Consider the following 25,858-nt stretch of genomic DNA (forward strand, 5'->3'; position numbering starts at 1 on the left):
ATGTTCCGTGGAGAAACCGCGAATAAAAGGAATCCAGCGCACGGACGCGTTTACGCTGTGGTGCGCCCTTGTTAATGTTGCGTAAACAGCGACCGGGAGAGGGACGCCGTGGCCCGAGGTGAGCACTCGCCCGCATGCGCGCGACGCTGGCGCGAGCAGGCGGCGTCCAGGCAGTGGACCCACTGGCAGACCGCGCAGGCCATCCACGGTTGCTGCGGGGTGAGCCTGCTCAAGGCGCACCGTTTGGCCAGGGGATGGTCGGCCAGGCAGTCCGTTCAGGAGCTGGAGGAGCTCTGTGAGCGCCAGGACCTGGGCGAGGCGCGGGCCAGCATCGACCTGCTCAATGCCTGGGAGAACAACCGGGCCAGACCGCGCCCGCAGACCATCGATCTGCTGGCCCGACTGTACCGCGCGAACGCCGTCAGGTTGGGCCTGGCCGGAGACTACTGCGAGGACGGCGGAGGCGCCAAGGTCGTGGTCGTCTCCGGCGGCGAGGGACGCTCGCCCTACCAGGCCGAGGAGCGGGAGCGGTCCGAAGACGACATCGAGCGACGGGCGCTGTTCCACCAGGCCCTGCTCGGCTCGCGGTCCGTGATGACGGGCCGGCTACTGGCCGAGGTGGAGCGGACCCGTCAGGACCTGGACCGTACGCTCGCCATCTCCACCGTCTCCGAGGAACAGCTCGACCGGCTCGACGAGCAGGTGCTGCGCTACCGGCGCGAGTACATCAGCAGCGCGCCGGTGCCGATGCTCTACCGGCTCATGCTGGAGCTGTCGGACGTCAGGACGCTCTCCCTGACCCGTCAGCCCGCGATGGCCCAGCGCCGCCTGCTCAACGCCACGGTCATGCTGGCGCTGCTGTCGGCCGACGCGCTGATGAAGCTCGGCGACACCCGTCAGGCCCACGCCTGGTACGGCACCGCGCGCAACGCCTCCGACGACATGGGCGACGTGCGGCTGCGCGCCCTCGTCCGGGCACAGCAGGCGATGCTGCCGTACTACTACGGAGACCTGGCCGAGACCGTGCGGCTGGCGCGCGAGGCCAGGATGCTCGCGGGGAGCGCGCCCAGTTCCCCGGCGGCGCTCGGCGCGGCGGCCGAGGCGCGGGCACTGGCCCGGATGGGCGAGCACAAGGCGGCCAGGGTCGCGCTGGCCGAGGCGGAGCGGATCTTCGCCAGGATGCCCCCCGAGGGCCACGACCACCTGGCCTTCCGCTTCTCCGAGCGGCGGCTGCAGTTCTACCGGATCGGCACCCTGATCGAGCTGGGTGAGGATGTCGACTGGAAGCCGGGGCCCACCAGCCCTTCGGAACCGTACGCCATCGACCCGGTGCTGATCCTGCTCGACCAGGCGGCGCACCTGGTCCGCGACGGCAAGGTCGACGACGCCTGCCATCTGGCGGAGAAGGCACTGCTTCAGGTCCCGCCGGAGCACCGCACCTCCATCGTGCTCAACCGTGCGAGGGCGCTGCTGTCGGAGGTGCCGCAGACCAGGCACAGGGTGGCGGCGGTGCGCCGCCTGAACGACCTGGTCGCCGGCGCGGCTCCGGTCAGCTGATGGGGTCGCTCGCCGAGGAGGCCTTCACCGTCCTGCGGGAGGTCTGCGAGGATCTCGGCATCGATCACCGGGACGCGGAGTTGCTGCGGGTGCGCAGCAACGCCGTCTTCAAGCTGCGCAGTGAGATCGTGGTCAGGATCGCCACCGCGCCCAACGCGCTGACCCGGCTGCCGCTGGTCCTCGCGGTGGCCCGCTGGCTCGCCGAGCAGGGGTTCCCCGCGGTGCGCCCGGCCGATGAGATCTCCGAGCAGCCCGTGGTGCACGAGGGCAGGGTCGTCACGTTCTGGCACTACGTGCCGGCCAGCGGCCGCCCCACCACCACGGAACTGGGTGAGATCCTGCGCAGCCTGCACCTGCTGCCGGTGCCGCCGATGGCTCTGCGGCGGTTCGTCGATCCGCTGTGCGAGGTGCGCCGCGCCGTGGACCGCTCCGAAGAGCTAACTCCCGGCCAGCGGGCCTGGCTGCGCGACCGCATCGCGGAGCTGACGGAGCGCTGGCTGGACCTCGGCGTGGAGGACGAGCCCGTGCTGCTGCACGGTGACGCCTGGATCGACAACCTGCTGCGCTGCACGGACGGCCATGTGGTGCTCTGCGACTGGGACGGCGTCGCGGTCGGCCCTCGCGAGTGGGACCTGGTCCACACCTACCACGGCCAGCGGCGCTTCGGGCTGACCGCCGCCGACGTGGACGCGTTCGCCGACGCGTACGGCAGCGATCTGCGTTCCTGGCCGGGATACTCCACCCTCATGGAGGTCAGGGACATCTACGCGGTGGGGATCCACATCCGCAACGCCGCCGCGGATCCCTTCTCCCGGCGCGAGTTGCCTCGCAGGCTCGATTCCCTCACCCGAGGTGAACAACATGCTCGCTGGTACATGGCGGAACCCGCTAGTGTCTCCCAATAAAGATCTTCAAGCGGGGACAGAGCATGCCAAAGGTCACGCTTCGCAATACTTTTTACGTCCGTAACACCCCGGAGGCGCTCCGTGCCCACCTGAGCCAGCCGCAGAGCTACATAGGGCTCTCACCCATGGTGGTCGCGGTCAAGGACATCGAGCAAGGGGAGACCGAGACCCGCTACACCTCGGTGGAACGCTTCAGGTTCCTCGGCGTCGTCAAGTACGACAACATGATCAAGGTGACGTTGCGGAACACGCCGCGTACCGTCGAGGGCGAGGTCGACAGTCCCGGCGGGGTGCGCCTGGACTACCGGTTCACCCTCAGCGAGAAGAACGGGGGCACCGAGGTTGAGGACATCCTCGTGGTGCACGCCTGGGTCAGGCCGATGCTGGGCTACGCCGCGAAGAAGGCCCGCGAGGTGCAGCTCGCCCGTGCCGGGATCCTGGCCACCCGCCTGGGCTCCGCCCCCTAGGCCTCGGCGGCCGGAGCGGGACGCGTGAGAGCGCCCACGGTCACCGGAAAGGTGATGGCGATCCTCGGCGCGTTCCTGCCGGGAGACGTGCGGCTGACGCTCACCGAGATCTGCCACCGGGCCGAGCTGCCTCCCGCCACCGGCCACCGGCTGGTCGCGGAGCTGGTGGCGGGTGGATTCGTGGAGCGGCTCCCCGACGGCTCATACCGGGTCGGAATGCTGCTGTGGCAGATCGGCGCCCAGGCGGCGGAACCTCGGGAGCTGCGCGAGCTCGCCCTGCCGTACATGGAGGACCTCTACGCCGCGACCCGCGACAACGTGCAGCTCGCGGTGCTCCGTGACGACCGGGCGCTGTACCTGGAGCGACTGCGCGGGCCCACCTCCGTGCCGATCGTCTCGCGGGTGGCCGGAGGGCTGCCGCTGCACGCGACCGGGGTCGGCAAGGTCCTGCTGGCCTACGCGGACCCGGAGACGGTGGAGCGGGTGCTCGCCGGGGAGCTCACCCCGCACGCGCCCAACACGGTGGTGGACCCCACGCGGCTCCGTGCCGAGCTGGAGGAGATCCGCCGGACCGGGATCGCCTGTACGCAGGAGGAGATGTCGGTGGGCACCTGCTCGGTCGCGGTGCCGGTACGGGGGGCGGCCGGCCGGGTGGTGGCGGCGCTGTCACTGGTGGCCTGGCGGCACAACGCCGATCAGCGCCGGCTGGCATCCGCCGTGCTGACCGCGGCCGGGGCCCTCTCCCGGGATCTCGCCGCCCTGCGGAGCTGAGAGATTTCCGCTGAGCGGAAGAGTGACGCGTGCGGGGGTGGACGGTGCGGAATGCTCGACGCATGCGAACTCAGGTCGGGATCGTCGGAGCGGGCCCCGCCGGGCTGCTCCTCTCCCATCTGCTCCACCTGCGGGGCATCGACTCGGTGGTCCTTGAGGCACGGAGCAGGCACTACATCGAGCAACGGGTGCGGGCCGGGGTGCTGGAGCAGGGCACGGTGGACGTGCTCAACGAGGCGGGCGTCGGCGACCGGATGCGCGCCGAGGGGCTGCCGCACCACGGCATCGAGCTGCGGTACGGCGGGGCCGGGCACCGCATCCCCTTCGAGGAGCTCGTTCCCGGCCGGGCCATCACCGTCTACGGTCAGCAGGAGGTCGTCAAGGACCTCGTCGCCCGCAGACTGGCCGACGGAGGGAAGATTCTCTTCGACGTCCCGGACGTCGCCCTGCACTCGTTGGAGAGGGACCCCTACCTCACCTTCCAGGGTGAGCGCCTCGACTGTGACGTCATCGCCGGGTGCGACGGCTTCCACGGCGTCTCGCGGCGGTCGATCCCCGAGGGCGTCCTGACGGTCTTCCAACGGGACTATCCCTTCGCCTGGCTCGGCATCCTCGCGCGGATCCCTCCGTCGGCCAAGGAGCTGATCTACTCCCACACCGAGCGGGGCTTCGCGCTGCACAGCATGCGTTCTGAGGAGATCAGCCGCTTCTACCTGCAGGTCCCCCCGGACGCCTCGCTCGACGACTGGCCGGACGAGCGGATCTGGGCCGAGCTGCGGGCACGCCTGGAGACGGTCCCCGGTTTCACGCTGGCCGAGGGGCCGATCATCTCCAGGGACATGTCGGCGATGCGCTCGTTCGTCGCCGAGCCCATGCGCCACGGCAACCTCTACCTCGCCGGGGACGCCGCCCACATCGTGCCGCCCACCGGGGCCAAGGGACTCAACCTGGCGGTCGCGGACGTCCGGCTGCTGACCGAGGCCCTGACCGAGTTCTACGCGACGGGCTCCGGCGATCTGCTGGACGCCTACTCCGGCAACTGCCTGAAACGGGTCTGGCGTGCCCAGCACTTCTCCTGGTGGATGACCACGCTGCTGCACACTTTCGACGCCGACGACCCCTACGGGCGGCGCCTGCAGACCGCACACCTCGACTACGTCACCTCCTCAGAGGCCGCCGCGACCACGCTCGCGGAGAACTACGTCGGCCTGCCCTTCGATTTCGGAGCCCATCCGTGACCCTCACAGATCCGCACCCGCACCACCTCACCCCTGGCTATCTCAGCACCCTGCTTCGCGCTCCCTCGTACCCGCCGGTGCGACCCGCCCTCGATCCGGAGGCGGCGGAGCTGCTCGACCCGGTCTACGGCCACCGGCCGGTCGGGCCGCTGGACCACGACCTGACCAGGCAGCACGCGGGCGAGCCGATCGGCGAGCGCATCATCGTCACGGGCCGGGTCCTCGACAGCCGGGGCCGGGCGGTGCCGAACACGCTGCTGGAGGTCTGGCAGGCGAACGCCACCGGCAGGTACGCCCATCCGGTGGACCAGCACCCTGCCCCGCTCGATCCCAACTTCACCGGATTCGGCCGCTGCCTGACCGACGCCGAGGGCCGCTACCGGTTCGTCACGATCAAGCCGGGGTCCTATCCCTGGCGTAACCACCCCAACGCCTGGCGTCCGGCGCACATCCACTTCTCGGTGTTCGGCACCGCCTTCACCCAGCGCCTGATCACCCAGATGTACTTCCCCGGCGACCCGCTGTTCGCCTACGACCCGATCTTCCAGTCGGTCCCGGAGCCGAAGGACCGCGAACGGCTCGTCTCCGCCTTCGACCTGGATGTCACCGAGCCCGAGTGGGCGCTCGGCTACCGCTGGGACGTCGTGCTGGGTGCGACCCCCTTTGAGGAGGAGTGATGTCGCAGACCCCGTCGCAGACCGTGGGCCCGTTCTTCTCGTTCGCCCTGCCGTACGAAGAGGGACCCCTCGTCGTGCCGGAGGACCATCCGGACATGATCGAGCTGCGCGGCAGGCTGCTGGACGGCGCGGGCGAACCGGTGTCCGACGCGCTGCTGGAGATCTGCCAGCCGGGGCTGTTCGGTCGCTGCGAGACCGGGGCCGACGGCTCCTACCGCTTCCGCACGGCCAGGCCCGACGGCTACATCCCTCTGCTGATCTTCGCACGCGGCCTGCTCAAGCCGGTCTGGACCCGGGTCTACCTCACCGCTGAGGCGCCGTTCCCCGCCGAGGTGGATCCGGTGCGCCGGAGCACGCTCGTCGCGGTGCCGGAGGGGGAGCGGTCCTACCGGTTCGACGTCCGCCTCCAGGGTGACGGCGAGACGGTGTTCTTCGCCTACTGATCCCGGTGCTCGCCGGGGCGGACGAGGCCGTGCTCGTAGGCGTACCTGACCGCCTCGGCGCGGTCGCGCAGGGCGAGCTTGGACAGCAGATGGTTGATGTGGGTGCCGACCGTGGACTCGGCGACGAACAGGGTGGCGGCGATCTCCGAGTTGTTCAGGCCGCGGCCGATCAGGGTGAGGACCTCCCGCTCCCGCTGGGTGACGGTCCGCGGGAGGGGGGAGGTGCCCACGTACCCCGCCATGACCCGGGTGGTGATGGCGGGGTCGAGCGCGCCCAGGCCCCGCGCCGCGGTGCGGATCGCGGTGAACAGCTGTTCGGGCGGCGAGGTCTTGAGCAGGAAGCCGCTCACCCCCGCGCGCAGGGCCCCGTCGAGGTTCTCGTCGGTGTCGTACGTCGTCAGGATGAGGATCTTCGGCGGGGCCTGGTCGGCCAGCAGTTCGCGGGCCGCGGCGATGCCGGACATCCGGGGCATCGAGATGTCGAGCAGCACCAGGTCGGGCCCGAGGCGCCTGGCCGTCTCCACGGCCTCGCGCCCGTCCGCGGCCTCGCCGATCACCCGGATGTCCGGCTGGGTGCCGATGACGAGCCGTAGCCCACGGCGGATCATGGCCTGGTCGTCGGCCAGCATGACGGTGATGGTCATTCGGCTCTCCTTCATGGTCTCCCGCTCAGTCCGCGGGTCTCTCCCCGCTGACCCGCATCGCCAGCGGGAACGAGGCGCTGACGCTGTAACCGCCGGCCGGCAGCGGCCCGGTGGCGAGCCGCCCGTGGAAGAGCGCGACCCGCTCCCGCATGCCGATCAGACCGTGCCCGGCACCCTGGGGACCGACGTGGCCGTTTCTGGGGCCGTCGTCGACGACCTCCAGGTTGAGCGTACGAGGCAGGTGGGAGACGGTGACCGTGACGCGCGCCGGGCCCGCGTGCTTGAGCGTGTTGGTCAGCGCCTCCTGAATGATCCGGTAGGCCGACAGCTCCAGCCCGGCCGGGAGCGGCCGGGCCTCGCCCCGCACGGTCAGCTCCACCTCCAGCCCGGCGGCGCGTACCTGCTCTACCAGGTCCTCCAGCCGGGCCAGGCTGGGCTGCGGGGCCAGCCCGTCCTCGCTGGAGTCGGTGCGCAGCAGGCCGAGCATGCGGCGGAGCTCCTCGACCGCCTCGCGGCCGGCCTCCTCCACCACTGTCAGCGTCTCGCGCTCGACCAGCTGGTCGGGGCGGAGCATCAGCCTGGCCGCGCCGGCCTGCATGACCATGACGCTGACACTGTGGGCGACCACGTCGTGCAGTTCGCGGGCGATCCGGGTGCGCTCCTCGGCCACGGCCTCGCGGGCGAGCAACTCGCCACGTTCCCGCGCCTGAAGCGCGAGCTGCCGGTGCCGCCACACGGCGAGGCCCGTGCCGCCGGCGATCGAGGCCATCACCACGGCCACCGCCACGTCTCCGGGGCCGGAGGGAAGGTCGCCGATCAGCACCATCGACCCGATGAAGAGCCCGGTGACCACGAGCCCGCCCACGGTTCTGGGATCTCGCGGGGGAACCTCGCTGACCAGGGTGAACAGCAGGATGAGCTGGGTGTAGAACTGCCAGGCGGCGGCGAGGTCGCCGAAGTACGCGAAGCTCGCCGCGCTCGCCAGCGAGTAGACGGTCAGGACCGTGAACGGGGCACGGCGCCGTACGAGCACCAGTGCCGCCGCGGCCAGCACCGCGATCAGCCACCACGGGGACTGCTCGTGGTCGAAGGCCGACGTGCGCTCGCTGAGCTCCTCGGCGAGCCCGAACACGGCCATGACCGCCGCGATCAGCCAGTCGACGGCGGTGGGCGGAAAACGGCGGCTCATGACGCGGGGGGAGGGGGGTGCGGCATGACGTGAGGGTAAGGGGCGGGAAGGGCGGTTGACATCCATCTTCGGGGGGATTGCGGGTCAAGGCGGGCCTTGATGACGGAGATGGGGCCCGGTTCGTAGTTTCCGAGCCATGTTCACTCTTACCGATCCTGACGCGTTCCGTCGCGGGGCCGCGGGCGTCAGCCTGATCCTCGCCCCCCTCTGCCTGCTGCTGGGCATGATCGTCGATCCCCTGGAGTTCGGAGTCGAGGACACCCTCGGCTATGCCGAAAACCCCGGGGCCACCGGGGTCAGCGCGACGCTCCTGCACTACGCCTGGGTGCTCTGGGTGCCCGGCGTGATCGGCATGGTTCACCTCGTCCGGCGCAGGGGTGTCGTCCTCGCCCACCTGGCCGGGGCGGTCACCGTGCTCGGCCTGATCAACTTCTCCGCGCTGATGATCTCCGACTTCTTCGACATCGTGCTCTACCAGCAGCTCCCGGTGGAGACGGCCACGAAGATCCTGCAGGACGCCGCCCAGCCCGCGCTGATCGTCGCCTGGCAGATCCCGGGTATGGCCGGCTCCTTCCTCGGCCTGGTCCTGGTGGCCGTGGCGTACGCACGCGCGGGGCGGGCCGGGTGGTGGTTCCCGGCCGGCGTGTTCGTCGGGCTGGTGGTCTGGCTGGTCGGCGCCCGGCTCTGGAATCCGCTGCTCGGCTACTCGGGGCCGCTTCTCCTGCTGGTCGTCTTCGGTGCCGTGGGCGTGGCGATGATCCGGATGAGCGACGAGGAGTGGAACCCGCACCGCGCGCCGGTCGGTGCGTGACCGCCTCCCGACGGGCGGCGTGCCCGCGGGAGACGGGCCTCGTCCCGGGGGCGACCCTGATGAGGGCCGCCCTACCACCGCGGGTTTTCGCGCAGGTCAGGGAGATGTCGCGGGGAGCGCCCCCGGAAGGACGGCACTACCTGGCCCCGAGATCCTTACGGGGCCGTTCAGGGACGTCAGGGGGCTCTCTCCGATATTCCGGAATCTTGATCGTCGCCATCGTTGAGGCATGGGAAGTCAGGCGTTCACGGGATCTGCGATGGTATTCGGCGGTTACGCGGCGATCGGCGCCGGGGCCGCCACGATGCTCGGGTTGCATGTGGTCACCGGTCTCGACCCGGTGCACACGGTGATCAGCGAGTACGCGTTCGAGGCGGACGGCTGGCTGCTGCCCCTGTCGCTCACGCTCTTCGCCGCCGCCGCGACCGTCATCGGGGCCGTGCTGGCCCGGCGGGACGAGGACCGCGCGGCGGCCCTGCTGGTCGGAATCTGGGGCCTGTGCATGCTGCTGATCGGCGCCTTCCCCACCGACGAGCCGGGCGTGCCGCTGTCGATGTCCGGTGGCATCCACAGGTACGCGGCGTTCGTGGCCTTCCTGACGATGCCGGTCGCCGGACTGCTCCTGGCCAGGCGGCACGCGGCCGGCCCGTACGCCCGCGCGATCCGGCTGCTCAGCCTGGCCTCCCTGGGCGTGCTGGTCCTGGTGGTCCTCCCGTACGTGGTGCGGATGGCAGGCGTGGACCTGGCGGGCGAGGACATCCCCGCCGGGGTGACGCAGCGGCTGGTGGTGGGCTTCGAGGTGGCGGTGCTGGCCATGCTGGGCCTGATGGCCGGAGCCCGGTGCGGCCGTACCCGCCGCCCACTCCCGGTGGCCGCTCGCGGCTGACCCTCTCGCGATCCGGGGTGACGTACTTCCGGTCAGGGGAGACCGGAGCGCGGAACACGGACGGTCCGGCCGCTGATCGACCACCATTCCTCTACTTTCCTGACTTTTTCTTATTTGTCGTACAGCTGCTCTACGCTCCGGAAGCGACGATCAACGGAGAGGGTGGAGCATGACCGCGCGGAGCACGTACCTGGAACTGTCCGAGGACGGCGGGAGCTCGCACAAGTTCTACGAGGTGGTGCTCGACGGAACCCAGGTGACGATCAGGTACGGCCGCATCGGCGAATCCGGCCAGTCCAAGGCATCGGCCTTCGCCAGCGTCGCGAAGGCCGAGGCGGCCGCCGCGAAGAAGATCAACGAGAAGATCCGCAGGGGTTACGCCCCCGCCGTGCAGGGAGTGCGCCAGCGCCGCGCGGTCACCAGGCGCAGCGTGGAGAGCGCCCGCTCCACCGCGGCCCAGGCGCCGGTGCTCTGGCGCTTCGCCAGCGGTGCGGCGGCGTTCGGCATCTTCGTCGACTCCGAGCGCTGCTGGGTCGGCAACCAGCGCGGTGACGTCTACACCGTCACCCACGGCGGCACCGTCACCGGCCGCTTCCGGCTCCCCGACGGGGTCAAGTGCATCGTCGGCGACGACTTCTGGATCTACGCGGGTGCCGACGACGGCAAGGTCTACGACCTCGGTGGAAAGGTCCCGAGGGTCGCGTACGAGATCGCCGAGGACGTCGACATCTACTGGCTGGACATCCACGACGGCGTGCTGGGCGTCTCCGACCGTGCTGGGCGGATCACCACGATCGACCACGAGGACGAGTTCCAGTGGGCGCGCAAGGGCAAGGGCGACTCGGCCTGGATGGTCCGCTGTGACGACGAGGCCGTCTACCACGGACACTCCAACGGGGTGGCCCGCTATGACGCCGCGGACGGCGTGCCGGTCTGGGAGACGCCCATCAACGGCGCGGTGCTGTTCGGCTGGCAGGAGACCGGTTCGGTCTACGCCGGCACCTCGCGCGGCGCCGTGCACCGGCTGCGCAAGTCGGACGGCGTCAGCCAGGCGGTCTACCGCTGCGACGCCACGGTCTTCTCCTGCGCCACCGCCCCCGAAGGCCGCTACGTCTTCGCCGGTGACAACCACTCCTCGATCTACTGCTTCGACCAGGGCGGCGAGCGCCTGTGGAAGCTGGCCACCGGCTGCGGCTCCGCCTTCTCCATGCAGTATCTCGACGACCGCCTCTACATCGTGACCACCGACGGCACTTTGGCCTGCATCGACGTGAGCGAGGAGGCGATCGTGGCGGCCCAGGGGGGCAGCGTCCCCGAGTCCGTCGACGTCAAGGCGTCCGCCGGGCTGGCGGTGGTGGAGCCCACCACCGAGTTGGAGACCGTGGTGCTCGACACGGTCTCGCACACCGGCGAGGGCGTGGTGGTGGAGTGCTTCCGCGAGGGCGAGCGGCTCCGGGTGCGGGTGGTCAGCGAGGGCTACGACGTGCGGCGGAACGTGCAGTTCCCCAAGGGCGTGCGCGAGGCCGGGGCCCGCTACCTCGTCGAGGGCGTCCGCTTCTCCGAGCGGGGCGGTTTCTACCGGGCCTACGGCGACATCAGGCGCCTGCTCTGACCGAGGGGCGACATCGGCTCCACGGCCGAGCCCGTCATGGGCCGAGCGCTCCCGGCCCATGACGGGGTGGTCAGGCCGCCGGGACGGTCCACTTCTGGTTGGGGTTGCCGCTGCACTCCCAGATCTGCAGGCGGGTGCCGTTGGCGCTGGACTGGCCGGTGGCGTCCAGGCACTTGCCGGCGGCGGGGTTCACGATGTCGTGGGCCGCGGTGTGGACCCACTGCTGGGCGCCGGTGCCGTTGCAGTCGTAGAGCTGGATCTGCGTTCCGTTGGCGGTGCCGGCGGCGGTGACGTCCATGCACTTGCCGAGGGCGCGGATGGTGCCGTCGGTGCCGATGGTCCACTGCTGGGCGCCGGTGCCGTTGCAGTCGTAGAGCTGGATCTGCGTTCCGTTGGCGTGCCGGCGGCGGCGACGTCGACGCACTTGCCGGCGATGCCGGTGATCTGCCCGGTACGGCCGCCGCTGCCGCCGCCCTGGGCGTAGACGCGGACGTAGTCGATGGTCAGCTGCTGGGGGAAGGTCGTGGAGGCGTCGGGCGAGCCGGGCCAGTTGCCGCCGACGGCCAGGTTGAGGATCATGAAGAACGGGTGGTCGTAGACCCAGGGGTTGCCCCGGGTGTCGGCGGGAGTCTTCCTGGAGTACTGGATGCCGTCGACGTACCAGGTCACCGAGCCGGGCTCCCAGTCGACGGCGAAGGTGTGGAAGGCGTCGGCGAAGGCCTGACCGCCCGGCAGGGTGTAGCTGCCGCTCAGCGGACTGCCCCCCGAGTAACCGGGGCCGTGCAGGCTGCCGAGCACCTGTCCCGGCACGCTGCCGACGTTCTCCATGATGTCGATCTCGCCGCTCGCGGGCCAGCCGACCGACCCGATGTTGTCACCCAGCATCCAGAACGCCGGCCACATGCCCTTGCCCCGGGGCAGCTTCATCCGCGCCTCGAAGCGGCCGTAGGCGCGGGTGAAGGTCGCGGCGGTGGTCAGTTTCCCCGAGGTGTACTCACAGGAGCCGTACCAGCAGGAGTAACCGGCGGGGTTGCCCTTGCGTGCGGTGATGACCAGGTTGCCGGCGCCGTCGTGGGCGATGTTCTCGTTGCCGGCGGTGTAGTACTGCCGCTCGTTGTTCCCGAAGCCGCCGCCACCGACGTCGCGGCGCCACTTGGTGGTGTCGGGGCCGGTGCCCGCGGCGGCGTCGAACTCGTCGGACCAGACGAGGGGGCCGGGGGCGGCGGCGACCTGGGCGGTGTTCTGGACGGTGCCGCCCTGGACGGTGCTGCCCTGGACGGCGGTGGTCTGGGCATCCGCGGCGGAGGGGACGAGGGCCGCGGAGGTGAGGAGCATCGCCGCGAGGAGGCCGCCGACTCGTGCGAGCGGGGTTCGCGGGCGTCGCGCGCCGCCGGGTGGTTCCGGCAGGGGGCGCGGGCTGGTGGAGATCATCGCTGATTCCTTCCGTCCTGGGGGGCGTGCGAGGGCCGGACGTGACGAGCGTGCTTTCGCGAGTGGCCGTACGCGACCCGGTGGGCCTGACGTGTGACGGCACGTCGCTCGGCGTGTCCTGGGGGCCTGCCGCGACGGATACGGCAGGGGGAGGCGAGGTCCTGCCCGGACGGAGAGCGGCCGGCGCGTCTCGCGTCCGCCAACGCCCCGCGTTGCAGAGAGCGAGTCATGGGGGGTCCCTTCAAGGCAAGATCTCGCTTGCCCGGGACCCTAGGTCAGACTTCGTTCTCCAGTCAATGCAAGAGGTAAAAAAAGTCGTGCGGCCTGGTTCGCCTCCCTGTGCGAAGCGCCCTGATCTGTGTGGGGGCGGGAAGCGGGAGGTCGGAGAGGGGGCCGTTCCAGGAGTCGTCCCTGTCAGCGGAACGCGTCAGAACGCCCGCGATGCGCTGACGGCGCGTGGGGGATCGCGCGGCACCGGTGGCCTCGTTCGCGGAGGCCGCCGGGCCCGTCCTCGTCCTGGCCGCGTGCGGTGCGGCGGTCTCCTCCCGGAAGCCGCCGCACGAGGGTCTCCTACCCGGTGTCCGGACCGTCCCGGTCCGGGGTCAGGGGCGACCGCCGGAGCCGTCGAGCCCGGCGCGGCGCAGGGCGTCCGCCATCGCGCCACTCGGCGCGTTACGCTGCCGGCCCCCGCGGTCCTGCCGGTCGCCGCGTCCTTGCCCGCCGCCCTGCCCGCCCCCCCGCCGGCCGCCGCCGTCGCCCTGGCGCTGACCGCCACCGCCCTGCTGGTCGCGCTGGTCGCGCGGTCCTCGCGGGCCGGACGGCTTGACGTCGTCGTCCAGGCGCAGGGTGAGCGAGATGCGCTTGCGGGGGATGTCGACGTCGAGCACCTTCACCCGGACGATGTCACCGGGCTTGACCACCTCGCGCGGGTCCTTGACGAAGTTGTGCGACAGCGCCGACACGTGCACCAGGCCGTCCTGGTGCACGCCGACGTCGACGAAGGCGCCGAAGGCCGCCACGTTGGTGACCACGCCCTCCAGCAGCATGCCGGGGGTGAGGTCGGAGAGCTTCTCCACGCCCTCCTTGAAGGTCGCCGTCTTGAAGGCCGGGCGCGGGTCACGGCCCGGCTTCTCCAGCTCGGAGAGGATGTCGGTGACGGTCGGCAGCCCGAAGGTGTCGTCCACGAACTCCGCCGGGCGCAGGGCCCGCAGCACCGTACCGTTGCCGATCAGGGTGGTGATGTCGCCGCCGGTGCTCTGCAGGATGCGCCGCACCACCGGGTAGGACTCCGGGTGCACGCTGGAGGTGTCGAGCGGGTCGTCGCCGCCGCGGATGCGCAGGAAGCCCGCGCACTGTTCGAAGGCCTTCGGGCCGAGCCTGGCCACGTCCTTCAGCGCCTTGCGGGACCGGAACGGACCGTTGGCGTCGCGGTGCTGGACGATGTTCTCGGCGAGTCCGGAGCCGATGCCCGACACCCGGGTGAGCAGCGGTGCCGAGGCGGTGTTGACATCGACGCCGACCGCGTTCACGCAGTCCTCCACCACGGCGTCGAGGGAGCGGGAGAGCTTGGTCTCGGCGAGGTCGTGCTGGTACTGGCCGACGCCGATCGACTTGGGGTCGATCTTGACCAGCTCGGCCAGCGGGTCCTGGAGCCGCCGGGCGATCGACACGGCGCCGCGCAGCGACACGTCCATGCCGGGCAGTTCCTGCGCGGCGAACGCCGAGGCGGAGTAGACCGAGGCCCCGGCCTCCGACACCACGACCTTGGTCAGCCCGGGGACCAGCTTCACCAGCTCGCCCGCGAGCTTGTCGGTCTCGCGCGAGGCGGTGCCGTTGCCGATGGAGACGAGCTCCACGTCGTACTTCTTCGCCAGCGCGGCGAGGGTGGCCAGCGACTGGTCCCACTGGCGGCGCGGTTCGTGGGGGTAGATCGTGTCGGTGGCCAGCACCTTGCCGGTCGCGTCGACCACCGCGACCTTCACGCCGGTGCGCAACCCGGGGTCCAGCCCCATGGTCGCGCGGCTCCCCGCGGGCGCGGCGAGCAGCAGGTCGCGCAGGTTCGCGGCGAACACGCGGACCGCCTCCTCCTCGGCGGCCTGCCACATGCGCGTCCGCAGGTCGATGCCGAGGTGGACGAGGATGCGGGTGCGCCAGGCCCAGCGGACCGTGTCGGCCAGCCACGCGTCGGCGGGCCTTCCCTGGTCGGCGATGCCGAAGCGGTGCGCGACGCGGCCCTCGTAGGTGCCGGTGGGCTCGGGCTCCGGCTCCAGGGTGAGGGTGAGGACCTCCTCCTTCTCCCCCCGGAACATCGCCAGGATCCGGTGCGAGGGCAGCTTGGTGAACGGCTCGGCGAAGTCGAAGTAGTCGGAGAACTTGGCGCCCTCCGCCTCCTTGCCCTCGCGGACCGCCGCGACCAGGCGTCCCTTCGTCCACATCCGCTCGCGCAGCTCGCCGACCAGGTCGGCGTCCTCGCCGAACCGCTCGACCAGGATCGCGCGGGCACCGTCAAGCGCGGCGGCGGCGTCGGCCACCCCCTCGCCGACGAAAGCCTCCGCCGCGGCCCGCGGGTCGACCGACGGGTCTGCCAGCAGGCCGTCGGCGAGCGGTTCGAGCCCCGCCTCCCTGGCGATCTGCGCCTTGGTCCGCCGCTTGGGCTTGTAGGGAAGGTAGATGTCCTCCAGGCGGGCCTTGGAGTCGGCCGCCATGATCTGTGCCCGCAGGGCGTCGTCGAGCTTGCCCTGGCCGTCGATCGACTCCAGGATCGCGGTGCGCCGCTCCTCCAGCTCCCGCAGATAGCGCAGCCTCTCCTCCAGCGTGCGCAGCTGCGTGTCGTCGAGCATCTCGGTGGCTTCCTTGCGGTAGCGGGCGATGAACGGCACGGTGGCGCCGCCGTCGAGCAGGTCCACCGCCGCCCGCACCTGTCGCTCGCGCACACCCAGCTCTTCGGCGATCCGCTGATGAATAGACGTGGTCACGATCTCTCTTCCTTCTTGATGGCGGTCCCCAAGCTACCGCCTCACCTCCCCGGCGGGTCGGAGAGCCGGAGGCGGGAATCACGCGAGAGCCGGAAAAGAGCCGAAGGGGAAGGACGCCCGGGACGCCGCGGTCTCGGTGCCTCTGAGGTGGATTCCGCCGCCGGTGCTCCGCGCGCCGCCGCCCGGCGCGCGGGGAGCTGATCGCCGGCGGTTCGAGGCCCGGGCGGAGACGTCGGCGGACGCGTTCGGCCTCGGCCGACCGGCCGCGGGCGCCCAGCCCGGGGTGCCGCTAACCGCAGGTGATCTCGGTGAAGGTCGGGGGTGTCGCGGCGGCTCCCACGAAGCCTATGTCGGTGGCGGTCGCTCCCGGCCGCAGCGGCGGTTTGTCGCCCAAGGCGTGGATCATCGCGACGGGGCCGCTCTGCATGTGGGTGCCGTTCCACGCCTGGGTGAGGGTCGCGCCCTGTGGCAGCATCCACTGGATGTACCAGCCGCCCAGTGGCTGCTCACCGTCGTTGGTGATCGTCGCGGCGCCCCGGTAGCCGCCGGGCCACGACTCCACCAGGGTGACCGTCGCCCGGCACTTCGCCGCGGCCGGGAGCGCGGCCGGGGTGTCCGGCCGGACGGCAGGGGAAGGCGGTGGCGCCGAGGTGGCCTGACGGGGGATCGGGGAGGGGAGGTGCGCCGCGGTGTGCCCGCCCTCCGGCGTCCGGCCTGCGCAGGCCACCGCGATCAGGGCCACCGCCGCGCCGAGCGAGACGAGACCCAGCAGTTGCGCGATCTTCGTGGTGGGCGGCACGGGAATCCCTTCCGCGAGGACACGGGCCCGGTACGGACATGGCGGGGTGAGACGGGGAAACGCGTGTGGTCCCGCCGGCGCCCGTCGGGGCACCGGCGGGACCATGTCCCGTTATGGGCTGGTACAGGTGACGGTCGGGGAGCCGCTGGTGCCCGAGGCGGTGAACCCGAAGGTGGTCGAGCCTCCGGCCGCTATCGTGCGGTTCCAGTCGGCGTTCTTGGCCGTGACCGTGGACCCCGATGTGGTGTGCGTGCCGTTCCACAGGCTGTTGATGGTGCTGCCGCTGCCGAGCGTCCACGTCGCGGTCCAGCCGTTGATGGCGGCGGAACCCGGGTTGCTCACGGTCACCTCGGCCTGGAAGCCGCCCGACCAGGAGCTGACGGTCTTGTAGGAGGCGGTGCACGCCGCGTTCCCCGGCGGCGGCGTCACGGTCGGCGTCACGGTCGGCTGGGGGCTGGGGCCCGCCCGGCCGACACCGGTCACCTCGCCGTTGCCGCCGTCGAAGACCACGTCGGAGCAGTTGTAGAAGGTCTCGGCCGAGTCGGAGCGCTTCCACACCGAGTAGATGATGTGGCGGCCCGTCTTGTTCGAGGGCAGCGTGGCGTTCCAGTAGTAGTGGGCGTCGTTGGTGCCCGGCGAGCCGACGCTCTGCGGGTGGTCGGCGGTGTGGAAGGGCGTGCTCTCCAGGTCACCCCAGGTCAGTGCCCGGTTGGGGTTCCAGCCGTCCTTGGTGATGTAGAGGTAGAACCAGCCGGGGTGGGCGGCCCACTTGTTGTACTTGAACTGGATCTGCGCGCCCGAGGTCAGGTGCGTCACCGGCCAGTCGGCGTTCGGCAGGTCATACCCGCTGTAGCCGGGGTTGCCGCCGCTGCACGCCTGTCCGTCCGGGATGAACCCCTGGGTCCGCCCGGCGCCGTCGGAGCGCAGCACACTGAACCAGTTGTAGAGCGAGTTGGCCCCGCTCTGGGCCACCGCCGCCGAGCAGGCCGGGTTGATGGGCACGATGTTCCCCTGCGGGGACAGGCCGTCCTGCCAGCAGAAAAAGGTCCGGCTGCCAGGCGTCATCATGGCGCCGTGCGCCGAGGCCGACTGGGGAACGAGGACGACGGCGAGCAGTGCGGTCATTAATGTGGCCACACTGGCGATGGCCATACTTCGCCATTTACTCACAGAATTACCCTCCCTTTCGAGGGGTGACGAGTAGTTGATCAATGGCGGTGCGGCGCCCACGCGAGACGGACTCTAGGTCGTCGATCCCGGGGTGTAAACGGAGTGCCTTTCCACGGGTTCGAGGACAGGCTTTCGTAGCAGGTCGGAGGGGTGAACGGCGGTTCCGCGAGATGAAAGGTTCACAGTCCGAGCGTGTTCCGGTGAGGTTTTCACGCGAGGGCTTCCGATGGTTCGGGGAATGCCACGCGAAAAACGCCAAGACCGGCCGGAATGGTGTTCCGGCCGGTCTTGGCGGCGAGGACGCACCCGGTGTGGCTACCGCTTTCTCTCCGTCGTGGCGAGCTTTTCGAGCGCGGGGCCCGCGAGCCGGTACCTGTCCCACTCGTCTTGCGGTTCCGCACCGAGCGACCGGTAGAAGTCGATGGCGGGGGCGTTCCAGTCGAGCACCGACCACTCGAACCGGTCGTAGCCGCGCTCCACGCAGATACGGGCCAGTTCGGTGAGCAGTTCCCTGCCGTACCCGCCACGCCGGTGCTCGGGGCGGACGAAGAGATCTTCGAGGTAGACCCCGTGCGTGCCGGTCCAGGTGGAGTAGGAAACGAACCAGATCGCGAACCCCGTGGCCCTGTCCCCGTCGGTGGCCATGTGGCAGAAAACGCTGGGGGAGGGGCGGAAGAGCGCCTCACGGAGCAGGTCCGGGGTGTTCTTGACCTGATCCGGGGCCTTCTCGTACTCCGCGAGGCCGTGGATCATGTCGATGATCGTCGGAATGTCATCCGGTGTTGCGGGGCGAATCATGCTCGCAGTCTAGGCGCGGGGTACGGAGGGACTGCGCCAGCAAAGCGGATTTTTGATAATAAAACATGACATATGTGGCGGTGTAGCTGTGTGAGTGGCTCCTCCCGTAAGTTGGCTGCTGATCGAAGTGCGGGTCGTTGAGAGAGGCGGGTCACCATGTCGACAGAGCCCACGGGGGAGCGGTTGGCGGAACTCAGGCAGGCGTTCGCGGCCATCGACGCCGACGGTGACGGATTCGTCACGGAGGCGGAGTTCCGCGGGCACTTCCCCGACCTGCCCGCGGAGGCCATCGGGTCACTGAACCGGGTCGGTGACTCCGACGGCGACGGTCGCTTCTCGTTCGAGGAGTTCGTTCGCCTGGTCTACCGCGGCTGATCCGCCCGCCCGCTCTCCTCGGAGAGCGGGCGTGCCCAGGGCCGATCACCGGAGGGCGTCCGGGAATCAGCGGGAGGCGATGACGCTCCCACCGGAGAGTTCGTGCACCGACTCCTCGACCGTGGAGGCGATGGGAAACGCGTCTCGCAGTTTGGTCAGATCGAGCAGGCGGCCGAGGAATCCGTGCACGCCGACGAGACGCAGCCAGCCCTTCCGCTCGTAGGCGCGCCGCAGGCTCGTCAACAGCACCCAGATGCCCGTGGAGTCGCAGAATCCCAGCTCCGTCGTGTCGACGACCAGGCAGACATGACCCCGCCTCATGAACTCCGCGATCCTCTCCTCCAGCAGTGGAGCCGATGATTTGTCCAGATCGCCGATCAGGGTCACTACGGAGAACTGCGGACGCGCGTCCACGGTGACGGAAAGCCGAGTCATATCGCCCCGCTGTCTACGGCAGTTGGAGACAGCGCCCTGTCGGGAGCCGTGCAAGGACCGGTGCCAATGACACCACCGTACGCCCGTGGCTTGTGACAGTTCAACGGGTGACCGTGAAACGGCGGATGTCAGGACGGCGCCCGACGCGAAGCGGACCGGCTCGGGGAGGCGCCGTTTGCCCGTCCCCCTCCAGGGCAGGCCGGGAAAATGGGAACCAAAGGACTGGCAGTGCTCACCGTCAACGCGGGATCGTCGAGCCTCCAGCTTCACCTCGTCCGCGACGGCGAGGTCCTGCGCACCGAGCACAGCGAGCGGAGTCCCGACTCCGGGGCGGCGGAGCGGACGATCGGGGACTTCCTCGCCGACACCCCGGACGGAGACCTCGCCGCGGTCGGCCACCGGCTGGTACACGGCGGCGAGGCCGTACGGAGGCCGACGGTCGTCGATGACGATGTGCTGGACGCGGTGGGAAAGTACGCGGACCTGGCCCCGCTGCACGTGCCGCCCGCGCTCGCGCTCGTCGAGGCCGCCCGGCGCCGGCTGCCCGGCCTCCCGCACGTGCTCTGCCCCGACACCGCCTTCCACGCCGCGCTTCCGGACCGCGCCGCCACCTACGCGCTGCCCGCGCGGTGGAGGAGCCGGTACGGCCTGCGCCGCTACGGCTTCCACGGCCTGTCCTACGCCTGGGCGCTGGGGCGGGCCGCGGAACTGCTCGACCGGCCCGTTCGCGCACTCCAGGTCGTCCTGACCCACCTCGGCGGAGGCTCCTCGGTGTGCGCGGTACGCGAGGGCCGCAGCGTGGACACCTCGATGGGGTTCACCCCGCTGGAGGGAGTGCCGATGAGCACGCGTTCGGGGAGCGTCGACCCCGGCATGCTGCTCTGGCTGCTGTCCGGTTCCCGGCTCACACTCGACGAGCTGCGCGACGGCCTGGAACACCGGTCGGGACTGCTCGGACTCTCGGGCGGGAAGTCGGGCGACACCCGGGAACTGGTCGCCTCCGGCGATCCCGCCGCGGCCCTGGCCCTGGAGGTGTTCGCGTACCGGGTGAGCCGGGAGATCGCCGCGGCCGCGACGAGCCTGGACCGGCTGGACGCGCTCGTCTTCACCGGGGAGATCGGCTGGGATCAGCCGGAGGTCCGCGAAGCCGTCTGCCGCGGGCTCGCGCTGCTCGGGGTCGAGCCGCCCGTCCGCACCGACCTCGACGTCGACGGGATGGTCAGCGCACCCGGCGTACCCGTGCCCGTGCTGGGGATCCGTCCGAGAGAGGAGCTTCAACTCGCCCGCGACACCCTCGGCGTGCTCGGCGGCCGTCCGTGAGAACCCGGTCACCGTCCGCGGGCGGGGCGGCCTGCCTTTCCACGCCCTCGCAGGGACGGGAAGGGGCAGGTCACCCCGATGATCGCGGAGACGGCGCAACGGTCTGTCCCGTGAGCGGGATCCCGTTCCATGCGTGGTTGTTGCCAGGCCTTACGAGGCGGATACCGAGTTCGTGACCGGCTGTCCCGCCGTGAGCGTCTGCCGCATCGGCTTGCCGACGCCGGGCGCCGAGGTGATTCCTTCCGGCGCCTCCTGGACGTCCACCGGGTTGATCCGGCCGCCGTGCTCGTCGTGGTGATCGGCGTCGGCGTCGTCGAACCACACGCCGCCGTCCGCGAGATAGCGGAAACGGATGGGCTGCCGTGCGGGGACGATCAGGCTCACCTGGTAGGTGCCGTTCTCCTTGCGTTGCATGGGGTGGGCGTAGGGGTCCCAGCCGTTGAAGTCGCCGACCAGTGAAACCCCTCCCCTGGCCGGGCCGTCCGTTATGGTGAAAGTCAGCTTGACCTGGCCATTCTTGGTCGGCTTACCGCGCTTGATCACTGAAATCCTCCTGACATCACTGTCTCCGTGCGTAACGTGCCGTGATCTCGGTTGCGGAAAGACGTGAAGATCACGCCAACCACCGGGCCGCGCCGACAGGGACGTGACGCGACCGGGAGGCCGACGCCCGGTCACGGCCGAGCCGTCGATCCCATATGGATCGTTACCGCCGGTAGCGGCGGGACAACCCGGGCAGGCCGACTTTTGATCGGCATCACGTCCGACCTTGACCCGGGCATGGCCGTCGGCCGATCAACGGTCGGGGACAGGTCGGGTGTCGGCCAGGATGGTGGAGTGGACATAACGCCGATCTCGCCGTCGTCACTGGTGGAGGAAGTCGCGGACCGGGTGGACGCGGAGCCCCGCGACTCCTGGGTGCGCGTCGCGCTCGACGGAGCGCCGGCGGCGCAGCCCGGGGATCTCGCCGACGCGCTGGTCGACCCGCTCCGGCTCCGCGGCCGGGAGGTGCTCCGTGTCCTCTCCGCCGACTTCCTGCGCCCGGCCTCGCTCCGTTTCGAGTACGGCAGGACCGATCCTGAATCCTTCTACACCGACTGGTTCGACTACAAAGGGCTGGTCCGCGAGGTTCTGGGGCCGCTCGCTCCCGGCCGGTCGGGGAAGGTGCTGCCCACGCTGTGGGACAGCACGATCGATCGGGCCACCCGTGCGCCCTACGTCACCGTCGCCCCGGGTGGGGTGCTGCTGCTGGCCGGCCCCCTGCTGCTGGGCAGGGGGCTGCCGTTCGACCTGACCGTGCACCTGAGGCTCTCACCGGGCGCGCTCGCCCGGCGCACCCCGGACGAGGAGCGCTGGACGCTGCCCGCCTACGCGCGCTACGAGGCGGAGGTCGCACCGGCGCGGGTCGCCGACCTGGTCGTCCGCGTCGACGACCCGAGACATCCGGCCCTGGTCACAGCGCCGTGACCGGTCTTTCGGCAGGACGGGGCGACAGGTGGGCCGGGTACGAAGGCGGGGCGCGTCCCGGAAGGACGCGCCCCGCCTTCGATCATCCGGCAGCGCCGCTAGACACCCGCGCGCGAGGGCATCCTGCCCTCGGCATACGTGCCGTGCAGCATCTCCTGCTCCGTCGGCCGCATCTCGTCGCGGGTCTCCTCCATGCGCAGCGCGATCCCGATCCCGAAGAAGGTGGGCGCCCACTCGCCGATGAAGATCCCCCACCGGTCCGCCCGGTCGATGCCTGCCTTCTCCGCCGAACTCGATGCCAGCCACGCCGCGAAGGACAGGCCGACCGAGGCGATCCCAGCGATGTACATCGCGTTGGACTTCACGCCCATTTTGTGAAGCGTACTGATCATTTCATCCCCCTGATGGTGGTTCGCTGTTATGGTTACCCTGGGAAGTCAGAGATAACCAAATGTGACGAATCACAGGTAGGGGCCTCTTGGTGTCGGGGTTCCGTCGTGCCGTTCACTCCTTGCCGATGCGCTTGAGGAGGTCTTCGCGCCTGGCGTCGAGCTCGTTGACGAGGATCTCCTGCTCGTCGGCCTGGTTGATCATCATTGATCGTTCGACGGGGTCGGTGGGGCCGAGCTCTCCGACCTGCCTGCGCATCTCGGCGACCTCGCTACGCAGTCTCTCCAGATCCTCTTCGACCTGCCGCAGTTCTTCCTGAAGGCTCATCTGCTGTCCATACCCCTGCTTTCGGCCTCGACTCCCGGCCGCGGCCGCCTCGCCGGGTCCGCCGCTCCCACCTCGCGCCCACCCGGTGACGGGAACCTGACCGGACCGGCCGGTGTACCTCCCGCATGAGACGAATCCTTGTCCTCCTGGCGTTCATCGTTCCCCTGCTGACCCTGGCCGCACCGGCGAGGGCCGGAGGCTGGGCGATCACCGTGATGGACCCGGTTCCCGCGAAGACGGACCCGGACACGACGTACACGCTCGGCTTCTGGCTGCTCCAGCACGGCACCCACCCGTACCTGGGCGACGACCTGGGTGAGGTCGCGCTGAGGTTCACCGACGGGAAGAAGAACCTCAAGTTCGTCGGGGTGGAGCTGACGGAGCCCGCCCACTACGCCGCCGCGATCTCGCTGCCCAAGGGAACGTGGGAGGTGGAGGCCGTCCAGGGCTGGTTCGCGCCATACCGGATCGGCACCCTCACCGTGCCGGGAGGGCTGGAGATCGCCCCGGTTCCCAGTGAGCTCAGGCAGTCGATCGCCGCCCAGCCGCCGCAGGAGCACTGGGGGGCGATCCGGCCGCCGGCCGTCCCCCTGGGCGATCCCGCCTCCGGCGCTCCCGCCACACCCGTCGCCACCCCGGCGGCGGTGCCCGCGGGGGGTTCGCCCGGCGGTACGACCACCGTGGCGGTCATGGAGCGCGGCTCCTGGTGGCGGCCCTCGTACCTGGTCGCGGGGCTCCTGGGGGTCACCGCCCTCGCGGCGCTGGCCTACCGGGTGCGGCGGCGCTGACGGCCGCGTTCTCCGCGGCGGCCCTCACCGGGCAGGGGGCACCTCTGGAAGGCGTCGCCGAGGACGTCGGGCGGGGTGTCGAGGGCCGTTCCCCGCGGCCCTTCGGCAGGGGAGCCCGTGACACCGGGGCGCCACGGGCTCCTCAACACCGGCCGGCCGGTCAGTCATCGTCCCGGTCGTCGTGGTCGTCGTGGTCGTCCCGGTCGTCCCGGTCGTCCCTGTCGTCGGCGTCGTCGTCCGCGGTCTCCCGGTCCTGCTCCAGGATCGCGCCGGTGGTGGCGTCGATGTCGAAGTCGTGCTCGACATCGCCTTCGCGGAGTTCGACCTCCCAGTTGGCGGGAGTCTCGTCGCCGTCGAACTCGATTTTGACGAGCTTGGCGCCGGGCACCTTCTGCTGAGCGATCCTGACGGCCTCGTCCCGCGAGATCTTGGCCTCCGCCTCGCCGGGCGCGGGGGTGCTCTCGGTGCCGGACGTCGGGTTCACCGGGGCGGGAGTCGTCGCGGTGCCGCTGGGGGCCGGGGTGGGGGTCAGGGTTCCGGCGGAGGCGACCGCGCCGCCTCCGGCGATGACGGCGAGAAGTCCGGTGGCGGCGATGGTGAGTTTCGTAGTGTTTCGCATGCCCACGAGCCTGCCGGGTGCCCCGTTAGTGGCACGCTGCGCCAACCCTAAAAGCAGGTTAAGGCCCGCCGGTCGGTTCAGCGGACGGTTTCGCCCGCCGCGAGGGAGAGCAGGCCGAGTTCCTCGCGGGTCGGCAGGCCGTGCCAGTCGCCGTGGGTCGCCACCGCGAACGCACCCAGGGTGACGCCGCGGTCCAGGCGGCCCGCCGGCGGCAGGCCGTCCAGCAGCCCGGAGAGGTAACCGGCCACGAAGGCGTCCCCCGCACCGATCGTGCTCGCCACCGGGACCGGACGGGCGGGCAGCGCGACACGGTCGTCGGCCGTCCAGACCTCGGCACCCGCCGCCCCGTGCTTGACGACCACCTCATCCACCCCCGCCAGGAGCGCGCCCTCGGCACCGCCGGACACGACGAGCGCCAGCTCGCCGTCCGAGGCGACCAGCACGTCCACGTACGGCAGCAGGCCGCCCAGCACGGCCGACGCCTCCGTGGTGTCCCACAGCCGGGCGCGGTGGTTGACGTCGAGGCACACGCGCGCGCCGAGCTCGCGGGCCCGCCGCACGGCGTGTTCGATCGCGGCCCGGGGCTCCGGGCCGAGTGCGGGGGTGATGCCGGTGACGTGCAACACCCTCGGCGTCCCCCCGCCCACCTCACCGTCCCCGCCCGAGCCCCCGCGTCCGTCAGAGGTCAGCGCGGCCGCCACATCGGCGGGGTTCAACCGCGATCCGGCCGATCCAGACCGGTAGTAGTGGACACGGGCGACGTCGCCGATCCGGTTCTCCTGAATGAGCAGGCCCGTCGGGTGCTCGGGGTCGACCCGGACCGCGCGGACGTCGACGGCCTCGGCCCGCAGCGTGCGCAGCACCAGTAGCCCGAGCTCGTCGGCTCCGATCACGCCCGCCCAGCGGGCGGTGTGGCCGAGCCTGGCCAGCCCGATCGCCACGTTCGCCTCCGCCCCGGCGACCGAGAGCCCGAGGCTGCCCCCGAGACGGAGCGGACCCGCACCGTGCAGGGAGGCCATCGCCTCTCCGACGGTCAGCACGTCGATCATGTGCCGCCCGCCGTTCCCGTCCGGTGTCGTCACCGGTTCACCGCCTCCGGCAGGCCGTCGGGTCTCATCGAGTGTCAAGGCCGCACCGCTTTCAGGAAGCCGCGGGCGCGTTCCCGCAGCGCGGCCAGATCGCCTCCGTGCGGGGCGTCGCCGACCAGGGGAGAGCCCACCCCGACGGCCACGGCCCCGGCGTCGAGGTAGGGGCGGACCTGGTCGGCGCGCACGCCGCCGACCGGCACGAGCGGCACACCGGGAAAGGGGTCGAGCAGCGCGGAGAGGTAGCCGGGTCCGCCCACGGAGGCGGGGAACACCTTGACGGCGGTCGCTCCGGCGGTCGTCGCGTTCCACACCTCGGTCGGCGTCATCGCGCCGATCAGGGTGGGAAGGCCCAGCTCGATGGCGTGGGCCGTCCCTTCGCCCATGGCGGGGGTCACCGCGAAGCCCGCTCCGGCCGAGGCGGCGGCGTCCGCGTCGGCAGCGGTCAGCACGGTTCCGGCGCCGAGGACCACGGCGTCTCCGAACTCGGCACGTACCCGGGCGATGACGTCGAGCGCCCCGGTGCCGGTGAGCGACACCTCCAGGACGTCGATCCCCTCCTCGACGAGCGCGTACGCCGTGCGGAACGAGCCCTCCGGGTCGCGGCCCCGGACGATGGCCAGCAGGCGCCGCTCCCGGAGCAGTTCGAGGAGGCGGGCCGTTTCCGGGAATTCCATGA

Annotated in this window: 28 protein-coding genes and 1 pseudogene; 14 read left to right on the forward strand and 15 right to left on the reverse strand. The window is 70.8% G+C overall.

What is annotated here, in order from left to right; translation table 11 throughout:
• The first annotated feature begins 108 nt into the window (after window positions 1-108).
• The 7 genes from AB0K21_RS08955 (at window position 109) to AB0K21_RS08985 (ending at window position 6,058) form a co-directional block, all read left to right on the forward strand.
• Entirely contained in the window at window positions 109-1,557 is a 1,449-nt protein-coding gene (locus tag AB0K21_RS08955; protein WP_343969848.1) for a helix-turn-helix transcriptional regulator, read from the forward strand.
• Complete coding sequence (locus AB0K21_RS08960; RefSeq protein WP_063766221.1) at window positions 1,557-2,462, forward strand: aminoglycoside phosphotransferase family protein; 906 nt, start codon at window positions 1,557-1,559, stop codon at window positions 2,460-2,462. The genes AB0K21_RS08955 and AB0K21_RS08960 overlap by 1 nt, the downstream gene beginning before the upstream one ends.
• A 23-nt stretch (window positions 2,463-2,485) precedes the next feature.
• Window positions 2,486-2,929 (forward strand): SRPBCC family protein, encoded by a 444-nt coding sequence (locus AB0K21_RS08965; protein WP_364148909.1) that lies wholly within the window; start codon window positions 2,486-2,488, stop codon window positions 2,927-2,929.
• A 24-nt stretch (window positions 2,930-2,953) separates the two neighbouring features.
• Window positions 2,954-3,700, forward strand: coding sequence for an IclR family transcriptional regulator (locus AB0K21_RS08970; protein ID WP_364148911.1), 747 nt, complete (start codon window positions 2,954-2,956; stop codon window positions 3,698-3,700).
• 62 nt (window positions 3,701-3,762) lie between these two features.
• Entirely contained in the window at window positions 3,763-4,938 is a 1,176-nt protein-coding gene (locus tag AB0K21_RS08975; protein WP_343969858.1) for a 4-hydroxybenzoate 3-monooxygenase, read from the forward strand.
• Window positions 4,935-5,615 carry a protocatechuate 3,4-dioxygenase subunit beta gene (gene pcaH / locus AB0K21_RS08980; protein WP_343969861.1) on the forward strand — a complete coding sequence of 227 codons (681 nt, stop codon included), beginning with the start codon at window positions 4,935-4,937 and terminating at the stop codon, window positions 5,613-5,615. Before AB0K21_RS08975 ends, pcaH begins: the two co-directional genes overlap by 4 nt.
• Entirely contained in the window at window positions 5,615-6,058 is a 444-nt protein-coding gene (locus tag AB0K21_RS08985; RefSeq protein WP_343969864.1) for a protocatechuate 3,4-dioxygenase subunit alpha, read from the forward strand. The genes pcaH and AB0K21_RS08985 overlap by 1 nt, the downstream gene beginning before the upstream one ends.
• On the opposite strand, the gene AB0K21_RS08990 is transcribed toward AB0K21_RS08985, so the two are convergent.
• Window positions 6,052-6,702 (reverse strand): response regulator transcription factor, encoded by a 651-nt coding sequence (locus tag AB0K21_RS08990; protein WP_364148914.1) that lies wholly within the window; start codon window positions 6,700-6,702, stop codon window positions 6,052-6,054. The genes AB0K21_RS08985 and AB0K21_RS08990 overlap by 7 nt on opposite strands.
• A 25-nt stretch (window positions 6,703-6,727) precedes the next feature.
• The gene (locus tag AB0K21_RS08995; RefSeq protein ID WP_364148916.1) at window positions 6,728-7,891 is read right to left on the reverse strand and encodes a sensor histidine kinase; all 1,164 of its coding nucleotides are present in this window, start codon (window positions 7,889-7,891) and stop codon (window positions 6,728-6,730) included.
• A gap of 136 nt (window positions 7,892-8,027) precedes the next feature.
• On the opposite strand from AB0K21_RS08995, the gene AB0K21_RS09000 reads away from it, so the two are divergent.
• The 3 genes from AB0K21_RS09000 (at window position 8,028) to AB0K21_RS09010 (ending at window position 11,200) form a co-directional block, all read left to right on the forward strand.
• Window positions 8,028-8,702: a hypothetical protein gene (locus AB0K21_RS09000; protein WP_364148918.1), complete on the forward strand. Its 675-nt coding sequence runs from the start codon at window positions 8,028-8,030 to the stop codon at window positions 8,700-8,702.
• A gap of 259 nt (window positions 8,703-8,961) precedes the next feature.
• On the forward strand, window positions 8,962-9,588 hold the full coding sequence (locus tag AB0K21_RS09005; protein ID WP_343969877.1) for a DUF998 domain-containing protein: 627 nt from the start codon (window positions 8,962-8,964) through the stop codon (window positions 9,586-9,588).
• Window positions 9,589-9,757: 169 nt separating this feature from the next.
• Window positions 9,758-11,200, forward strand: coding sequence for a WGR domain-containing protein (locus tag AB0K21_RS09010; protein ID WP_343969880.1), 1,443 nt, complete (start codon window positions 9,758-9,760; stop codon window positions 11,198-11,200).
• A 70-nt stretch (window positions 11,201-11,270) separates the two neighbouring features.
• Here AB0K21_RS09010 and AB0K21_RS09015 read toward each other — a convergent pair whose 3' ends face one another.
• From AB0K21_RS09015 to AB0K21_RS09040, 6 genes and pseudogenes are all read right to left on the reverse strand, one after another.
• Window positions 11,271-11,624 (reverse strand): ricin-type beta-trefoil lectin domain protein, encoded by a 354-nt coding sequence (locus AB0K21_RS09015; protein WP_364148920.1) that lies wholly within the window; start codon window positions 11,622-11,624, stop codon window positions 11,271-11,273.
• Window positions 11,625-11,749: 125 nt separating this feature from the next.
• A pseudogene (locus tag AB0K21_RS09020) lies at window positions 11,750-12,631 on the reverse strand (glycoside hydrolase family 16 protein); the annotation flags it as partial.
• Between the two features lie 602 nt (window positions 12,632-13,233).
• Window positions 13,234-15,606: a Tex family protein gene (locus AB0K21_RS09025; RefSeq protein ID WP_364148922.1), complete on the reverse strand. Its 2,373-nt coding sequence runs from the start codon at window positions 15,604-15,606 to the stop codon at window positions 13,234-13,236.
• 289 nt (window positions 15,607-15,895) lie between these two features.
• On the reverse strand, window positions 15,896-16,405 hold the full coding sequence (locus AB0K21_RS09030) for a cellulose binding domain-containing protein (RefSeq protein ID WP_343966928.1): 510 nt from the start codon (window positions 16,403-16,405) through the stop codon (window positions 15,896-15,898).
• A 111-nt stretch (window positions 16,406-16,516) separates the two neighbouring features.
• Window positions 16,517-17,557: a lytic polysaccharide monooxygenase gene (locus AB0K21_RS09035; RefSeq protein WP_343966926.1), complete on the reverse strand. Its 1,041-nt coding sequence runs from the start codon at window positions 17,555-17,557 to the stop codon at window positions 16,517-16,519.
• A gap of 333 nt (window positions 17,558-17,890) precedes the next feature.
• Window positions 17,891-18,373: a GNAT family N-acetyltransferase gene (locus AB0K21_RS09040; protein ID WP_343966924.1), complete on the reverse strand. Its 483-nt coding sequence runs from the start codon at window positions 18,371-18,373 to the stop codon at window positions 17,891-17,893.
• A 156-nt stretch (window positions 18,374-18,529) separates the two neighbouring features.
• Here AB0K21_RS09040 and AB0K21_RS09045 point away from each other — a divergent pair, with 156 nt between their 5' ends.
• A complete protein-coding gene (locus AB0K21_RS09045; RefSeq protein WP_343966922.1) occupies window positions 18,530-18,748 on the forward strand; it encodes an EF-hand domain-containing protein in 219 nt (72 codons plus the stop codon).
• Window positions 18,749-18,814: 66 nt separating this feature from the next.
• On the opposite strand, the gene AB0K21_RS09050 is transcribed toward AB0K21_RS09045, so the two are convergent.
• A complete protein-coding gene (locus tag AB0K21_RS09050; protein WP_343966919.1) occupies window positions 18,815-19,183 on the reverse strand; it encodes an STAS domain-containing protein in 369 nt (122 codons plus the stop codon).
• A gap of 207 nt (window positions 19,184-19,390) precedes the next feature.
• Here AB0K21_RS09050 and AB0K21_RS09055 point away from each other — a divergent pair, with 207 nt between their 5' ends.
• Window positions 19,391-20,503 carry an acetate/propionate family kinase gene (locus tag AB0K21_RS09055; protein WP_364148926.1) on the forward strand — a complete coding sequence of 371 codons (1,113 nt, stop codon included), beginning with the start codon at window positions 19,391-19,393 and terminating at the stop codon, window positions 20,501-20,503.
• A 150-nt stretch (window positions 20,504-20,653) separates the two neighbouring features.
• On the opposite strand, the gene AB0K21_RS09060 is transcribed toward AB0K21_RS09055, so the two are convergent.
• Window positions 20,654-21,046: an isoamylase early set domain-containing protein gene (locus AB0K21_RS09060; protein WP_364148928.1), complete on the reverse strand. Its 393-nt coding sequence runs from the start codon at window positions 21,044-21,046 to the stop codon at window positions 20,654-20,656.
• A 294-nt stretch (window positions 21,047-21,340) separates the two neighbouring features.
• Here AB0K21_RS09060 and AB0K21_RS09065 point away from each other — a divergent pair, with 294 nt between their 5' ends.
• Complete coding sequence (locus tag AB0K21_RS09065; RefSeq protein ID WP_364148930.1) at window positions 21,341-21,970, forward strand: uridine kinase; 630 nt, start codon at window positions 21,341-21,343, stop codon at window positions 21,968-21,970.
• Window positions 21,971-22,068: 98 nt separating this feature from the next.
• On the opposite strand, the gene AB0K21_RS09070 is transcribed toward AB0K21_RS09065, so the two are convergent.
• Together AB0K21_RS09070 and AB0K21_RS09075 are read right to left on the reverse strand one after the other, a co-directional pair.
• The gene (locus tag AB0K21_RS09070; protein ID WP_343966910.1) at window positions 22,069-22,341 is read right to left on the reverse strand and encodes a hypothetical protein; all 273 of its coding nucleotides are present in this window, start codon (window positions 22,339-22,341) and stop codon (window positions 22,069-22,071) included.
• A gap of 133 nt (window positions 22,342-22,474) precedes the next feature.
• Entirely contained in the window at window positions 22,475-22,687 is a 213-nt protein-coding gene (locus AB0K21_RS09075) for a hypothetical protein (protein ID WP_343966907.1), read from the reverse strand.
• Window positions 22,688-22,812: 125 nt separating this feature from the next.
• Here AB0K21_RS09075 and AB0K21_RS09080 point away from each other — a divergent pair, with 125 nt between their 5' ends.
• Window positions 22,813-23,475: a hypothetical protein gene (locus tag AB0K21_RS09080; RefSeq protein WP_343966905.1), complete on the forward strand. Its 663-nt coding sequence runs from the start codon at window positions 22,813-22,815 to the stop codon at window positions 23,473-23,475.
• Between the two features lie 160 nt (window positions 23,476-23,635).
• Here AB0K21_RS09080 and AB0K21_RS09085 read toward each other — a convergent pair whose 3' ends face one another.
• From AB0K21_RS09085 to AB0K21_RS09095, 3 genes are all read right to left on the reverse strand, one after another.
• Window positions 23,636-24,094, reverse strand: coding sequence for a PepSY domain-containing protein (locus AB0K21_RS09085; RefSeq protein ID WP_364148932.1), 459 nt, complete (start codon window positions 24,092-24,094; stop codon window positions 23,636-23,638).
• A gap of 77 nt (window positions 24,095-24,171) precedes the next feature.
• Window positions 24,172-25,176, reverse strand: coding sequence for a sugar kinase (locus tag AB0K21_RS09090; protein ID WP_343966901.1), 1,005 nt, complete (start codon window positions 25,174-25,176; stop codon window positions 24,172-24,174).
• Between the two features lie 41 nt (window positions 25,177-25,217).
• Window positions 25,218-25,856: a bifunctional 4-hydroxy-2-oxoglutarate aldolase/2-dehydro-3-deoxy-phosphogluconate aldolase gene (locus AB0K21_RS09095; RefSeq protein WP_343966899.1), complete on the reverse strand. Its 639-nt coding sequence runs from the start codon at window positions 25,854-25,856 to the stop codon at window positions 25,218-25,220.
• Window positions 25,857-25,858: the final 2 nt, after the last annotated feature.

Source organism: Streptosporangium sp. NPDC049248, assembly GCF_040678965.1.
Classification (GTDB): Bacteria; Actinomycetota; Actinomycetes; order Streptosporangiales; family Streptosporangiaceae; genus Streptosporangium; species Streptosporangium fukuiense.